A 14,728-nucleotide genomic window follows, 5' to 3' on the forward strand; every position below is an offset into this window, starting at 1 on the left:
GCGGTGGGGGTGGGCTGGGGGTTAGTACAGTTGTTCGAGTGGGGTTCGATAGTCAGGATCAGCTGCCCTGGGGGGAGCTGGAGCGGCGGATGCGGGGCGGCCGGGTGGTCGATCCGCTGGTCGCCGACGGGGGTGACGGGCCGGGGTTCTCGCGGAAGCGGGAGCCGTATCGGGCCGGGCCGGTCGAGCGGCCGAAGGCGGCGGTGCCGTACGCGGAGCTGCACTGTCATACCAACTTCAGCTTTCTGGACGGGGCCAGTGATCCGGAGGAGCTGGTCGCCGAGGCGGTGCGGCTGGGGCTGGAGGCCCTGGCGATCACCGATCACGACGGGTTCTACGGGGTGGTGCGGTTCGCGGAGGCGGCGCGGGAGCACGGGCTGCCGACCGTGTTCGGGGCGGAGCTGAACCTGGCCGGGCTGCCGCGCGGCGGGGGAGCGCCCGACCCGGCGGGCACGCACCTGCTGGCGCTGGCTCGGGGGCCGCAGGGGTACGCGAACCTGGCCCGCACCCTGTCCGAGGCGCACCTTGCGGGCGGCGAGAAGGGGCGGCCGAAGTACGACCTGGACAAGATCGCCGAGACCTTGAACGGGCAGGCGGTGATCCTGACCGGGTGCCGCAAGGGCGCGGTGCCGCACGCGCTGCTCACCGAGGGGGTCGACGCGGCCGCGCGGCAGCTGGACCGGCTGGCGGACCTGTTCGGGGCGGAGAACGTGGTGGTGGAGCTGACCGACCACGCCGACCCGTCGGACGGCGACCGCAACGAGGTGCTGGCGTACCTCGCGCAGCGGGCCGGGCTGCCCGTGCTCGCCACGAACAACGTGCACTACCACGCCCCGGCGCGGCGGCGGCTGGCCACGGTGACCGCGGCGGTGCGCGCCCGCACCAGCCTGGACTCCCTCGACGGCTACCTGCCCGCGGCGGCGACCGCGCACCTGCGCTCGGGCGCGGAGATGGCGGCCCGGTTCGCGGCGATGCCGTACCCGGGCGCGGACCGCGCGGTGGCGTACGCCGCGGAGCTGGGCCGGGAGCTGGCCTTCGACCTGCGGCTGGTCGCGCCGAAGCTGCCGCCGTTCACCGACGAGCACGGCAACCGGGTCGACGAGGTGGCCTACCTGCGCGAACGGACCTACGAGGGGGCGGCGCAGAGGTACGGGCCGCGGCAGGCGTACCCGGAGGCGTACGAGCGCATCGAGCACGAGCTGAAGATGATCGAGCAACTGGAGTTCCCGGGCTACTTCCTGGTGGTGTGGGACATCGTGGAGTTCTGCCGCAAAAACAAGATCTACTGCCAGGGGCGGGGGTCGGCGGCGAACTCGGCGGTCTGCTACGCGCTGCGGATCACCAACGTGGACCCGGTCGGCGGCGAGGGCGGGCTGCTGTTCGAGCGGTTCCTGGCCCCGGAGCGCGACGGCCCGCCCGACATCGACGTCGACATCGAGTCCGACCGGCGCGAGGAGGTCATCCAGTACGTCTACCGGCGCTACGACCGGCAGCACACCGCGCAGGTGGCCAACGTGATCTCGTACCGGCCGCGCTCGGCGGTGCGGGACGTGGCCCGCGCGTTCGGCTTCTCGGCGGGGCAGCAGGACGCCTGGAGCAAGCAGATCGACCGCTGGCACGGGGTGTCGGCCAAGGACGTCGACGGCATCCCGGAGCACGTCATGGAGTACGCCAACGAGCTGCTGCACGCCCCGCGCCACCTGGGCATCCACTCCGGCGGCATGGTCATCTGCGACCGCCCGGTGATCGAGGTGTGCCCGGTCGAGTGGGCGCGTATGCCTGGCCGCACCGTGCTGCAGTGGGACAAGGACGACTGTGCGGCCGTCGACCTGGTCAAGTTCGACCTGCTGGGGCTGGGCATGCTGTCGGCGCTGCACTACGCGTTCGACTTCCTCGGCCAGGAGCTGGACCTCGGCGACCTGAAACCGGACGACCCCGAGGTGTACGAGATGCTGTGCCGCGCCGACACCGTCGGGGTGTTCCAGGTGGAGAGCCGGGCGCAGATGTCGACGCTGCCCCGGCTGCGCCCGGAGCGCTTCTACGACCTGGTGGTGGAGGTGGCGCTGATCCGGCCCGGCCCGATCCAGGGCGGCTCGGTGCACCCGTTCATCCGGCGCAAGAACGGGCTGGAGCCGGTGGACATCCCGCACCCGCGCATGCACAACTCGCTGGCCCGGACCCTGGGCGTGCCGCTGTTCCAGGAGCAGATGATGCAGCTGGCCATCGACGTCGCCGACTTCACCCCGGTGGAGGCCGACCAGCTGCGCCGGGCGATGGGCTCCAAGCGGTCCATGGACAGGATGGAGCGGCTGCGCGAGCGCCTGTACGAGGGCATGGCCCGCAACGGGATCGGCCCGGCGCTGGCCGACGACATCTTCGCCAAGCTCGCCGCGTTCGCCAACTACGGCTTCCCGGAGAGCCACGCGATCAGCTTCGCCTACCTGGTGTATGCCAGCGCCTGGCTGAAGCGATACCACCCGGCGGCGTTCTGCGCGGCGCTGCTCGGGGCGCAGCCGATGGGCTTCTACTCGCCGCAGTCGCTGGTCGACGACGCCCGGCGGCACGGCGTGCAGGTGCGCCGCCCGGACGTCAACGCGAGCCTGGTCAAGGCGAGCCTGGAGTGGGCGCCGGGGGACCGGTCGGGCAGCCTGCCGGGGGAGCAGCCGTCGCAGTGGGGGCTGGGCGGCCCGGCGGTGCGGCTGGGCCTGGACAGCGTGCGCACGCTCGGGGAGGACGTGGCGCAACGGATCGTCGAGGAGCGCGAGCGGGGCCCGTACGCCGACATGACCGATCTGGCCCGGCGGGCCGGCCTGCCCGCGGCCCAGCTGGAGGCGCTGGCCACCGCGGACGCCTTCGCCTGCTTCGGCCTGGACCGGCGGGCGGCGCTGTGGGCGGCCGGCGCGGCGGCCACCGACACCCCGGACCGGCTGCCGGGCACGGTCGTCGGCGTGCACGCGCCGACCCTGCCCGGCATGGACGCGGTGGACAAGCTGGTCGCGGACGTGTGGGCGACCGGGCTGTCCCCGGACGACCACCCGATCCGGCTGGTGCGCGAGCGGCTGGCCGCGCAGGGGGCGCTGCCGATCGCCCGGCTCACCGGGGTCGAGCACGGGTCCCGGGTGCTGGTCGGCGGCCTGGTCACGCACCGGCAGCGGCCGGCGACCGCGGGCGGGGTGACCTTCCTCAACCTGGAGGACGAGACCGGGATGCTCAACGTGGTCTGCTCGCCGGGCCTGTGGCTGCGTTACCGCAAGGTGGCCCGGGGCAGCACCGCGCTGCTGGTGCGGGGCCGGCTGGAGGCGGCGTCCGGGGTGCGCAACCTGGTCGCCGATCAGCTCGCGGAGCTGACCGTCGCGACCCCGGTCGCCTCTCGGGACTTCCGTTAGTAGTGTGCTGATTACTACGGGTCCATAAAGGACGACCGTACGTCTTGTGTGGACAGGAATCTGCCGATACCGTTCGCACGACCCATCACCCCTGGGACGAACGGACAGCAGATGCGGAAATCGTCGTCGATCGTGGCGAGTTGCGGCCTTTTGCTGGCCTCGCTGGCCGCCTCCCTGCCCGCGCAAGCGGCTCCGGTGCTCACCCTGGACTGCCAGGTGGCGACCCCGGCCGCCGGGCTCGGCGCGGGGCTGACCCCGGACCGGGCGCCCGCCTACGGGCAATGGCTCGACAGCGAATCGGGCCGCCGGGCCAACCAGGCCGTCCAGCAGGCCGCCCGGCAGAGCCTCGGCCTCGGCGACGGCAAGGAACGCATCGCCGACCAGGTGCGCCGCGGCTACATCGGCACCGCGATCGACCACAACACGCAGACGGTGACCATCGTGGTGACCCCGGAGCAGCGCACCCGCGCGGCCTCGCTCGGCAGCGGCCTCGCCGCGGCCAGGGCGGCCGCCGACGGCGCGCCCGAGGTGAAGTCGGCCGTCCAGGTCGGCTGCTTCCCGGCCGAGCGCCTGGCCGCCGCCGACGAGCTGCTCGCCGGCCGCGCCTGGCACCCCGACGCGGCCCGCGCGACGTTCAGCTACCGGCTGCGCGCCGAGGACTCCCGCTACCTGGTCAGCTTCGACCCGCGGTTCCCCGCCGCCGCCCAGGCGCTGCGGGACGCGCTGGGCGAGGTCGCCGAGGTCACCCTCGACAGCGCCGTCCGCACCGGCCGGCTCAACGACGGCGAGGCGCACTTCGGCGGGGCGGGCGTGCGGGTCAACTCCGGCGCGACGAACACCTGCACCACCGCGTTCGTCGCCAGGCGCCGGTCGGTCACCGGCGACACCGCGGTGTACTCCGGCGGCATCAGCGCCGGGCACTGCTTCGCCAACGGCAACAAGATCTACTCGTCGACGCAGTACTGGGGCACCGCCTCGCGGGAGAGCGACTACCCGGCGTACGACATGATCTTCGTGGGCTCCTCCGCCGAGACCTACGACAACGTCATCCACACCGACCCGTGCTGCCCGACCCAGCGCAACATCACCGCCAAGCGCAACCCGCTGGTCGGCGACGTGGTCTGCCTCAGCGGCATGGTCACCAAGGCCACCTGCGGCGTCACCGTGTTCAGCCTGACCACCTCCATCTGCGACGACGCGGGCTGCACCTACGGCCTCATGGAGGGCGGCCGCGGCGGCGACGTCATCGTGCGCACCGGCGACTCCGGCGGCCCCGTCTACATCAGGTCCGGCACCAGCAACGCCATCGCGCTCGGGATGATCATCGGTTGCACCAGCGAGTGCCGGGGCGTCGTCGCGGAGCAGCTCACCAACATCGAGTCCCACCTCAACGCCACCATCCTCACGTCCTGAGGCCGGGCCACCTGCCACCGATGAAAGGCTCAACATGAGCGGACAGCGGAGCCTGCCGGCGCGGATCGCCGCGCTCCTGCTCGCCGGCGCGGCCGCCGGCGCGAGCACCGGGTGTGCCGCGCGCAACCTGCCGCCCGCCGACGTGCCGGAGCCCTCGGCCGACGCGATCGTCGTCACGACCCGGGTGCCGCAGGTCGTGGACAGCACCGTCGGGCGGCTCGACAAGGAGTTCGGCAAGGCGGGGCTCGTGCCGCTGGTCACGTACGAGCCCGGGCTGCTGCTGGAGCGGGGCGTCGTCGCGGTGACCGATCCGCCCGGCGGCACCACGGTGCCCCGGGGCAGCGTGGTCCGGATCGTGGTGGCCGGCGCCCCGGCGACCCTCGACGAGTACATCCGCGGGCACTGGGAGACGTTCGTCGGCACCGGGGCCGACCCGAAGGGCACCGTCGTGCTCGGCGTGCACGAGGGCAACAAGCTGCCCGAGGTCGTCGAAGGCGTGGAGAAGTACCTCAAGGGCAAGCCCTACCGGCTGGTGACCTGCCCGCACTCGCGGGTCGAGCTGGAGCAGGTGATCGTCGAGCTGGGCGAGCGCAGGTTCCTGCCCACCGCCGCCTCGCTGAAGTTCTCGCTGAGCATCGACGGGGGAGCGTGCGCGGTGCAGCTGCGCGCCGACCTCACCGACGAGGAGACGGCCCAGCTCATGGAGCACTTCGGCGCGAAACTCGTGATCGAACGCGGCCCGGTCGGGGGCAGGCTGCGGGGCGACACCTGACGCCCGCCCGGACGGCGTGCCCCGACGACCGCCCACCGGCGGCCGCTAGGCTCGGCGACGTGGAGCGAACTGTGGCGACAGCCCGCATTGCCGGACCCCGTACCGCCGTGATCTGGTCGGTGCTGCGCGGTGAGCTGGCCGGACACGACGGCCGCCCGCTCAGCGTCGTCGACGTCGGCGGCGGCACGGGCGGGTTCGCCGTGCCGCTGGCCGAGGCCGGGCACACCGTGACCGTCGTCGACCCCAGCCCCGACGCGCTGGCCTCGCTGCTGCGCCGGGCCACCGACGCGGGCGTCGCCGACCGGGTGCGCGCGCTGCAGGGCGACGCCGACTCGCTCGGGGACCTCGTCCCGCCCGCCGGCGCCGACCTGGTGCTGTGCCACGCCGTGTTCGAGTACGTCGACGACCCGGACGCGGTCGCGCGGGCGCTGCACGACGCGCTGCGGCCGGGCGGCGCGGCCAGCGTACTGGTCGCCAACCGGGCCGCCGCCGTGCTGTCCCGGGCGATCGCCGGGCAGTGGCAGGCCGCGACCGCGCTACTCGCGGACACGCAGGCGCGGGCCGCCGCGCGGGACACGGTGCGGCGGCGCTTCGACCTGCTCGGCGCGGAGGCGCTGCTGGCCGAGGCGGGGCTGCACGTCGAGCAGGCGCACGGGGTACGCGTGGTCGCCGACCTGGTGCCCGGCGTCGTCGCCGACGCCGACCCGGAGTCGCTGCTGGCCTTCGAGCTGGCCGCGTCCGCCGTGCCGCCGTACCGGGACGTGGCCACCCAGCTGCACCTGCTGGCCCGCCGCCGCGGCTCGTCCGACGACTGACCCGCCGGGAGGACTCGTGTTCGTCGCGCCGAGATACGACGAGGGCACGCTCGCCGACGTGCTGCCCGGTGCGCTGGCCGCGCTGGGCGTGCCCGGCATCGCCGACCGGCTGGGCCTGGCCGCCCGGCTCGACGGCGTACGCCGCGTCGCGGTGCTGCTCGTCGACGGCATGGGCTGGCACCAGCTGCCCGCGATGGCCCCCGTCGCCCCGGTCGTCGCGGCGACCCTGCGCGGCGAGCTCGGCTCGGCGCTGTCGACCACCTGCGGCTTCCCGTCGACGACCCCGACCAGCCTGGTCGGCCTCGCCACCGGGGCGCTGCCCGGCACGCACGGCGTGCTGGCGTTCAACACCATCGTGCCGGGCACCGACCGGGTGCTCAACCACACCGTCTGGGCCGACGATCCGCCGCCGCGGCAGTGGGTCCCCGTCCCGCCGCTGTACGCGGCCGCGGCCGCCGCCGGGATCAGCACCACGGTGGTCAACCGCCCGGAGTACGCCGGCAGCGGCCTGACCACGGCCACCAGCGCCGGCGCGCGCTACCTGCCCGCGGTCGACACCGACGAACTCGCCACCGGCATGCTCACGGCGCTCAAGGAGGCCCCGGCGCGCGCCCTGGTGTACGGGTACCACCCCCGCCTGGACAAGGCGGGCCACCAGCACGGACTCACCTCGGCCGAGTGGGCCGCGGCCGCCGCCGAGGTGGACGCCCTGCTGGCCCGGCTCGTCGCCGGACTGCCCGAAGACGCCGCGCTGCTGGTCACCGCCGACCACGGCCAGCTCGACGTGCCCGCGGACCGCCGCGTCGACGTGCACGCCGATCCGGCGCTGTCGGCCGGGGTGCGGGTGGTGACCGGCGAGCCGCGCGTGCGCTACCTGCACACCGCGCCCGGCGCGACCGCGGACGTGCTCGCCGCCTGGCGGGAGCGGGCCGGGCACGTCGCCTGGCTCGGCACCCGCGACGAGGCGATCGCCACCGGCTGGTACGGCCCGATGGGCGAGCGCCACGCGGCCCGGCTGGGCGACGTGGTCGCGGTCTGCCGCGACGACTGGGCGATCCTGGCCACCGCCACCGACCCGCCCTCGGTCGCCCGCCTGGTCGCCATGCACGGCTCCCTCACCGAACCCGAAATGCGCATCCCTCTCTTCACCTACCGCCCCTGACCCACCCCCGCCTCGCCCGCGGCCCACGCGGGGCGGGAGGCGGGGTGGTGTCTTACCCGGGCGGTAGCGTGATGGGTTGTGGGACGTGCTTCCGGGGGAGGGGCGCCGAAGGGGTTCGGGCCCGACGGTGATGATTCGGGCTGCCCGTTCCTGCATATAGACATGGACGCGTTCTTCGCGGCCGTGGAGGTGCGCCGCCGTCCCGAGCTGCGCGGGCTGCCGGTGGTGGTCGGCGGCACCGGCGGGCGCGGGGTGGTCTCCTCGGCCAGCTACGAGGCACGGGCCTATGGCGTACGCAGCGCGATGCCCACCGCGATGGCCCGCAGCCGCTGCCCGCAGGCGATCTTCCTCCCGCCCGACATGACCGCCTACGCCGAGGCCTCGCGGGCGGTGATGGCGCTGTTCCGCGACATCACGCCGCTGGTCGAGCAGCTGTCGGTGGACGAGGCGTTCCTCGACGTGTCCGGCAGCCGCCGCCTGTTCGGCCCGCCCGCCGAGATCGCCCGGCTGATCCGCCGCCGGGTCGCCGAGGAGCAGCAGCTCACCTGCTCGATCGGGGTCGCCCCGAACAAGTTCCTCGCCAAGCTCGGCTCCACCCGGGCCAAGCCGGACGGGATGCTGGTGATCCCCGCCGACAAGACGCTGAAGTTCCTGCGCCCGCTGCCGGTGTCGGTGCTGTGGGGCGTCGGCGAGCGCACCGAGGAAGCGCTGCACCGGCTGGGCCTGCGCACCGTCGCCGATGTCGCGGACGCCACGCCGAGCCTGCTGCGGGCCGCGGTCGGGCAGTCGCTGGCGGCGCACCTGCACGAGCTGGCCTGGGGCCGGGACCCGCGCCAGGTGAACACCGAGCACCAGGAGAAGTCGATCGGCGCCGAGGTGACCTTCGACACCGACCTGGGCGAGCCGGAGGCGCTGCGCAAGGCGCTGCTGGCGCTGGCGCAGAAGGTGGCCGGCCGGGCCCGTGCCGCCGGGCAGGCCGGGCGCACCGTGTCGATCAAGGTGCGGTTCGCCGACTTCCGGACCATCTCCCGGTCCCGCACGCTGCCCGGCCCGACCGACGTGGCGCACGACATCCTCGCCACCGCGTGGGAGCTGTTCGAGGCGGTGCGGGCCCAGCAGCGCATCCGGCTGGTGGGGGTGCGGCTGGAAGGGCTGCTGGCGGCCGAGGGGGCGGTGCGGCAACTGGCGCTCGGCGAGGAGGAGGACGGCTGGCGGGAGGCCGAGGTGGCCAGCGATGCCGTCATCGCCCGGTTCGGTCGCGGGGCCGTCCGTCCGGCCAGTCTTCTCGGTACGACCCGGCGTTCTGCGGGTGCGACGGCCTCGCGGCCGCAAAATCCCGCTCCGGGCATGGTCGTCCCGCTTTCCGACCCGCCACCGCCCTCGTAGACTGACGGGTAGCAGTCGTCCGGCTGCAACACGTATTCACGGTTTGGCGATCTTCACCTGGGGAATCGGCGCTCTGTCGCACCCTGGAGAGGGGAACGCCGACCTGGCGGACCGGGGAGGAGAGCCGTGCCGCTATCCGAGCACGAGCAGAGGCTGTTCGAGCAGATCGAACGGTCGCTGTCCGAAGACCCGAAGTTCGCTTCGGCCGTCCGCCACAGCGACCCCAAGTTCCACGCCCGCCGGCGGATCATCATCTCCGCCGTGCTCATCCTCGCCGGACTGGGCCTGGTGGTCTACGGCGTCGCCGACAGCTCCAAGCTGTGGCTGGGCGTCGTCGGGTTCGTGCTGATGCTGGGCGCGGCGGCGTTCTGGATGCTGGCGCACAAGCGCAGCCAGACCGCTGAGCTGCGTTCCGTCGGGGGCACCGCGACCCGCCGCACCCGTGGCGGCGGCCGGGGCGGCCGCGGCGGCATCATCGACCGTCTCGAGAACCGCTGGCGCGAGCGCGGGGACTTCGACCGCTGACCCCTCCACCGGCCTGGACAGGCCGGTGCCAAAACGACGACGAGCGCCGCCCCTGGACGGGGGCGGCGCTCGTCACCTCGGCACGCGCTAGCGCAGGAGCCGCCGGGGCCGCAGGGGCCGCAGCACGCGCATCACGACCTCGCTCAGCCGGGCCGTCCGCGCCGACAGCGCGGTGAGCCCGGCGTACGCCCCGTTGCGCCAGCGCAGCAGCACCGACGGCGGCATCAGCAGCGCCGTCAGGCGCACACCACGGTCGGCCTCGTCGGCGATGGCCCGGCGCACCTCGCGGACGGCCGGGGCCAGGCGCTCGGCCGACAGCGGCACCGGGGCGTACCGGGCCCGCTCCTCGGCCAGCCCGAGCAGGCGGGCCTGCTCCACCGCCGCCGACGCGGGCAGCGCGGTGCTGATCAGCCGTTCGACCGTGGCCCGCGGGGTCTCCGCCGGGTCGACCACCAGCCGGTGGTCGACCATCGTGTCGATGAGCTCGTCCCAGGCCGCATGCGCCTGCCGCCGGGCCGCGTCGGTGTCCCCGACCACGGTCATGGTCAGCTCCGCCGGGGCGGCGCCGACCGTGGCGAACCCGTCGCCGGCGGACGCCACCGCGGCCCGCACGCTGCGCCGCCGCCGCAGCGTCAGCCGCCGCAGCGCCGGGGTGACCAGCAGCACCAGCAGCACGAGGACGCCAGCGCTCGCCACCCATACCCAGGTGGGCAACTCGGTCTCGATGTTGATCGGCCCGGCCACCCCGCCGTCGGGGTCGATCGGGTCACGGGTCGGCCCACCCGGGCCCGCCGAGCCGTCGGTCGCGCCGGGGCTCAGCGAGGGCCGGGGCGCGCCCGGCACCTCCTCGGGCGCGTCCACGTCCGGGGCCCACGCCGTGGGGGCCGAGCCCACCACGTACGTCGACGGGGTCGCGTCGAACGGCACCCAGCCGAAGCCGGAGAAGTACACCTCGGTCCAGGCGTGCAGGTTGCGGTTGGTGAGCGTACGCACCCCGTTGTCGGCCGAGCCGCCCAGCGTGAAGCCGAACGCCACCCGGGCCGGGATGTCCGCGGTGCGCACCATCCAGGCCAGCGCCGCGGCGTACTGCTCGCAGAAGCCGCGCTTGTTGTTGAGGAAGTCGACGATGGCAGCGCCGGAGGTGCCCGCCGGGGCCGCCACGTCGTACTTGAAGTCGTTCTTGGCGGAGAAGTAGTCGTAGAGCGCCCGGACCCGGTCGTAGTTGTTCGTCTTGCCCTCGACCAGCTTGTTCACCAGGGTGCGGACCTCGGGCACCTCCGGCACCCGGCTGTAGTCGCGCTGGTTGGCGTCGGACGCGGCCATCGTCGGCGCGGTGCGCAGCTGGTCGGGCGTGAACTCGGCCCGCACGTAGTCGAACTCGTACGACAGCTCGGCCGAGTTCGACCGCTGCGAGTAGACGATCTGCAGCGACGGGTCGTACGACCACGCGGCGTCGAGCCCGCGGACCGACGTCGGCGCCGAGTAGACCGGCAGCAGCGGCATGGCGAAGTTCTCGGTGATCTCGACGCGGGCCGTCGCGGCCTGCGTGCGCACCGCGCTGAGGTCGAGTCCGGCCGGGTCGGGCAGGTTGTCGCTGACCGGCTGGCCGGCGGGCTGGTGGCTGGCGAAACCGCCGCCGCTGATCTGGTCGGCGACGCCGAAGCGCATGTAGAACGGGTCCGGGTCGTTGGTGGTGACCTTGACCATGTCCTGCACACCGGCCTGCTTGAGCCGCCCGCTCAGCTCGGCGAACAGGTCCACCCGGCCGCTGCCGCGCGGGCCCTTGCCGGCCTGGCCGAGGCCGTCGCCGCTGCCGAACTCGCCGAGGAAGCCGGCGCTCATCGCGGGCACGGCCAGCGGCAGGGCGACCGCCACCAGCACGCCGACCACGGCCAGCCGCCGCCCGGCCGAGGCCAGCGGGGACGGCTCCCAGACGTCGACGCCGCGGCCCTCGCCGGTGAACCGGCGGCCGAACCGGCGTACCCGGTCGACGTTGTCGCTGACCAGCAGCCACAGGAAGCCGATCGCGGCGACGACGAACGGGATCGGCGACACCGAGTCGATGTACACCGCGACCGGCACCGAGTAGACGGCCAGCATCGGCAGGCCGGCCAGCGCCGGGCGGCGCAGGCCCACCGCGCACACGTCGACGATGATCGCCACCGCGCCCATGCCCAGCGCGCTGACGAACAGCAGGCCCTCCAGGTCGGGCACCGGCACGTAGCTCTTCTGGACCTCCTCGCCGGCCAGCGCGAACAGCGAGCCGAACTGCGCGAACGTGTCCGGCGTCGGGATCAGCCCGAGCAGGGCGGTGTCCCCGCCGAACAGCCAGGTCAGGCCGATCAGCAGGGCGGCCAGCATGGCCAGCAGCTGGGCCCAGAGCCGCCCGCGCAGCGAGCGCGCGCCCAGCGCGGCCCCGGTCACCATCGCGACCATGAGCCCGCCCTCGAACAGCCAGCTCCAGCCCGCGAAGATCTGCGAGATCGGGGCCGAGGCGAGGATCGTGGCCCCGCCCGCGACCATGCCCAGATGACGTCGTGAGTTCATCGGCCGCCTCCCATGGTGACCGTCTCGGCCATCGCCGCGCGCACCGCGAAGCCCTGCTGGCCCCGGGCGGCCTGCGGCCACAGCGTGGGCAGCTGGTCGCCGTGCTTGACCCGGACGACCCGCCAGCCGCTCTGCATCAGCGACAGCGCCGCCGACGCGTGCTCGTGCTCGGCGGCCTCGCGGGCCTGGACGGGCAGGTTGAGCCAGGTGCTGGCGTCCAGGAAGAACGCCACGCAGGTGGTGCCGCTGCTGCGCAGCGCCGACAGCAGGCGCGCCTCCTCGGCGCTGAGCAGGCCCAGCACCGCGATGATCAGGCCGCCGTCGGCGCGCCGCCGGGTGTGCTCGACCAGGCTGGTGACGTCGCCGCGCGGCGTGGCCTTCACCTCGGCCAGGTGGTCGAGCAGCATGCCGTCGCCGACCCCCTCGGTGGCGTCGATGTCGGCGCCGGTGTCGGTGACCAGGCGCAGCCGGTACCCGGCCTGGCGCAGGTGCACCGCGATGCTGGCCGAGGCCGACACCGCCCACTCGAAGCTGGCCGTGGGGCCCTCGCCCCGGTGCGCGCCCAGCCGCGTGTCGAGCAGGACGGTCGCCCGGCTCTCCCACGGCTGCTCCTCGCGGCGCACCATCAGCTCGCCGACCCGGGCCGTCGAGCGCCAGTGCACCCGGCGCAGGTCGTCGCCGCGGCGGTACTCGCGCGTCGCGGCGTCGTCCTCGCCGTGCACCGCGACCGAGCGGGCCCGGCTGTCGCCGGTGCCGGAGTACTCCCCGGCCAGGCGTACCAGCTGCAGCGGTGACACGTTCGGGATGACGGTGAGCTTGTCGGCGCTGGGGAACGAGCGGGTCAGCTCGCACAGCCCGAACGGGTCCGTCATGCGCAGGGTCAGCGGGCCGACCTCGTAGCGGCCGCGCAGCTCGGCGCGCACCGTGTACGCCACCGAGCTGGCCTGCTGCGCGCCGAGGCGCTCCAGCACCAGCCGGGGCCGGCTGCCCAGGGCGTACGGCAGCCGGTCCTCCAGCAGCAGCGTGCCGGTGGGCAGCCGGGACATGTTCTGCAGCCGCAGCAGCACCCGCGCGCTGCCGCCGGCCTGCACCCGGTACGGGTCGAGGCTGCGCGTGCAGGCGAGCTTGTAGCGCGCCCGGCCGACGTACATCGCCGCCATCAGCGGCAGCGCCACGAGCAGCACCGCCACCCGCATCAGGTCCTTCTCGCCGAGGGCGAGCGCGCACAGCAGCGCGGCCGCCCCCGCGGCGAGGAACGAGCGTCCGCGGGTGGTGAGCCCGCGCAGCGCCTCACGCATGGGTCAGCCCCGCCGGTCGTAGAAGGAGTTGGGCGGCGTCGCCGGGCGGGTGTCGTAGGGGGAGCGCCCGCGGTCGTGCGGCACCGGCAGGCGGTGCACGAGCTCGGACAGGATCGCGTCGGTGGTGCGCCGGGCCAGCTGGGCGTCGGCGGTGGGGATGACGCGGTGGGCGAGCACCGGCACGGCCAGCGTCTGCAGGTCGTCGGGCACGACGTAGTCGCGGCCGTCCAGCGCCGCGACGGCCTTGGCCGTGCGCAGCAGCTGCAGCGTGGACCGCGGGGACGCGCCCAGGCGCAGCTCGGGGGCCTCACGGGTGGCGGTGACCAGCTCGACGGCGTAACGCTTGACCGCCTCGGCGACGTGCACGCTGCGCACCGTGGCGATGAGCCGGCGCACGGTGCCGCCGTCGACGACCGCGGTCAGGTCTTCGAGCGGGTCGTGCGAGTGGTAGCCGTCGAGCATGGCGTACTCGGCCGCGGCGTCCGGGTAGCCCATCGCGATGCGGGCGGTGAACCGGTCGCGCTGGGCCTCGGGCAGCGGGTACGTGCCCTCCATCTCGATCGGGTTCTGCGTCGCGACCACCATGAACGGGATCTCCATGGCGTACGTCACGCCGTCCACGGTGACCTGGTGCTCCTCCATGCACTCCAGCAGCGCCGACTGGGTCTTCGGCGAGGCCCGGTTGATCTCGTCGCCGACCACCAGGTTGGCGAAGACCGCGCCCGGCTTGAACTCGAAGTCGCGGGTCTCCTGGTTGTAGACACTGACGCCGGTGACGTCGCTGGGCAGCAGGTCGGGGGTGAACTGGATGCGGCGCACGGAGCAGTCGATGGACCGCGCCAGCGCCTTGGCCAGCTTCGTCTTGCCCACGCCGGGGACGTCCTCGATGAGCAGGTGGCCCTCGGCCAGCAGTACAGCCAGGGCGAGCCGCACGGTGGCGGTCTTGCCCTCGATGACCTGCTCGATGTTGGCCACGATGGCGTTGGTCGTGGCACGGAACTCGTCGACCGTCATGGGGTCGGTGAGTTCGCCCCCACTGCGTTGCGTGGTCACATGTCCTCCTGTAGTTCGCAACTGCGGGGCACGGCCCCCGTGGGACGGGCGCTTCCTGCGCTCACCCCGGCCTCCCACCATTCTGATCACCTGCGCCCCGACAGGACGCCGACCTCCGTCGGGGAGGTTGCTTCGCTGTGCAAGTACCGGCGGGGCGCCGGGCCGGACGGCCGCCCCGAGCGCCAGGCTCGTTCGGGAGTGAGAGCCTTGTCCGCAGTGTTCCGTAGGTGCGGCGCTTGCGGCAATGGCGGGCAGCGATACGGGATCTGGTCGCGGTGCGACGCGCCGGGATCAGCCGGTGTGCGCGGCATGCGAGATGCAGCGATTACACGCTCAGGGGTATCATGCGGGCATGGCTTGGGCCCTGGCGC

Annotated in this window: 10 protein-coding genes; 7 read left to right on the forward strand and 3 right to left on the reverse strand. The window is 73.9% G+C overall.

Annotated elements, in window-relative coordinates; genetic code table 11:
- Positions 1-38: 38 nt before the first annotated feature.
- From Cco03nite_RS01015 to Cco03nite_RS01045, 7 genes are all read left to right on the forward strand, one after another.
- Positions 39-3,386: an error-prone DNA polymerase gene (locus Cco03nite_RS01015; RefSeq protein WP_203687961.1), complete on the forward strand. Its 3,348-nt coding sequence runs from the start codon at positions 39-41 to the stop codon at positions 3,384-3,386.
- A 111-nt stretch (positions 3,387-3,497) separates the two neighbouring features.
- Complete coding sequence (locus Cco03nite_RS01020; protein ID WP_203687962.1) at positions 3,498-4,799, forward strand: chymotrypsin family serine protease; 1,302 nt, start codon at positions 3,498-3,500, stop codon at positions 4,797-4,799.
- Between the two features lie 34 nt (positions 4,800-4,833).
- On the forward strand, positions 4,834-5,571 hold the full coding sequence (locus Cco03nite_RS01025) for a PASTA domain-containing protein (protein ID WP_203687963.1): 738 nt from the start codon (positions 4,834-4,836) through the stop codon (positions 5,569-5,571).
- 59 nt (positions 5,572-5,630) lie between these two features.
- A complete protein-coding gene (locus Cco03nite_RS01030) occupies positions 5,631-6,386 on the forward strand; it encodes a methyltransferase (RefSeq protein WP_203687964.1) in 756 nt (251 codons plus the stop codon).
- Between the two features lie 16 nt (positions 6,387-6,402).
- The gene (locus tag Cco03nite_RS01035; RefSeq protein ID WP_203687965.1) at positions 6,403-7,548 is read left to right on the forward strand and encodes an alkaline phosphatase family protein; all 1,146 of its coding nucleotides are present in this window, start codon (positions 6,403-6,405) and stop codon (positions 7,546-7,548) included.
- 78 nt (positions 7,549-7,626) lie between these two features.
- Complete coding sequence (locus Cco03nite_RS01040; RefSeq protein ID WP_275411989.1) at positions 7,627-8,934, forward strand: DNA polymerase IV; 1,308 nt, start codon at positions 7,627-7,629, stop codon at positions 8,932-8,934.
- A 126-nt stretch (positions 8,935-9,060) separates the two neighbouring features.
- Positions 9,061-9,459, forward strand: coding sequence for an SCO2097 family morphological protein (locus Cco03nite_RS01045; protein WP_203687967.1), 399 nt, complete (start codon positions 9,061-9,063; stop codon positions 9,457-9,459).
- 87 nt (positions 9,460-9,546) lie between these two features.
- On the opposite strand, the gene Cco03nite_RS01050 is transcribed toward Cco03nite_RS01045, so the two are convergent.
- From Cco03nite_RS01050 to Cco03nite_RS01060, 3 genes are read right to left on the reverse strand one after another with little or no spacing between them, the layout of a single operon-like run.
- Entirely contained in the window at positions 9,547-12,006 is a 2,460-nt protein-coding gene (locus Cco03nite_RS01050; protein WP_203687968.1) for a transglutaminase TgpA family protein, read from the reverse strand.
- Positions 12,003-13,304, reverse strand: a complete 1,302-nt coding sequence (locus tag Cco03nite_RS01055; RefSeq protein ID WP_203687969.1) for a DUF58 domain-containing protein — start codon at positions 13,302-13,304, stop codon at positions 12,003-12,005. The genes Cco03nite_RS01050 and Cco03nite_RS01055 overlap by 4 nt, the downstream gene beginning before the upstream one ends.
- A gap of 3 nt (positions 13,305-13,307) precedes the next feature.
- Positions 13,308-14,318, reverse strand: coding sequence for an AAA family ATPase (locus tag Cco03nite_RS01060; RefSeq protein WP_203688051.1), 1,011 nt, complete (start codon positions 14,316-14,318; stop codon positions 13,308-13,310).
- Positions 14,319-14,728: the final 410 nt, after the last annotated feature.

The sequence above is a fragment of the Catellatospora coxensis genome, assembly GCF_016862635.1.
GTDB lineage: Bacteria > Actinomycetota > Actinomycetes > Mycobacteriales > Micromonosporaceae > Catellatospora > Catellatospora coxensis.

Excerpts from the sequence above, each read along its gene's own strand:
- Cco03nite_RS01020 (WP_203687962.1), top strand. The coding sequence starts at position 3,498 with ATGCGGAAATCGTCGTCGATCGTGGCGAGTTGCGGCCTTTTGCTGGCC.
- Cco03nite_RS01025 (WP_203687963.1), top strand. The coding sequence starts at position 4,834 with ATGAGCGGACAGCGGAGCCTGCCGGCGCGGATCGCCGCGCTCCTGCTC.
- Cco03nite_RS01050 (WP_203687968.1), bottom strand. The coding sequence starts at position 12,006 with ATGAACTCACGACGTCATCTGGGCATGGTCGCGGGCGGGGCCACGATC.
- Cco03nite_RS01055 (WP_203687969.1), bottom strand. The coding sequence starts at position 13,304 with ATGCGTGAGGCGCTGCGCGGGCTCACCACCCGCGGACGCTCGTTCCTC.
- Cco03nite_RS01060 (WP_203688051.1), bottom strand. The coding sequence starts at position 14,318 with ATGACGGTCGACGAGTTCCGTGCCACGACCAACGCCATCGTGGCCAAC.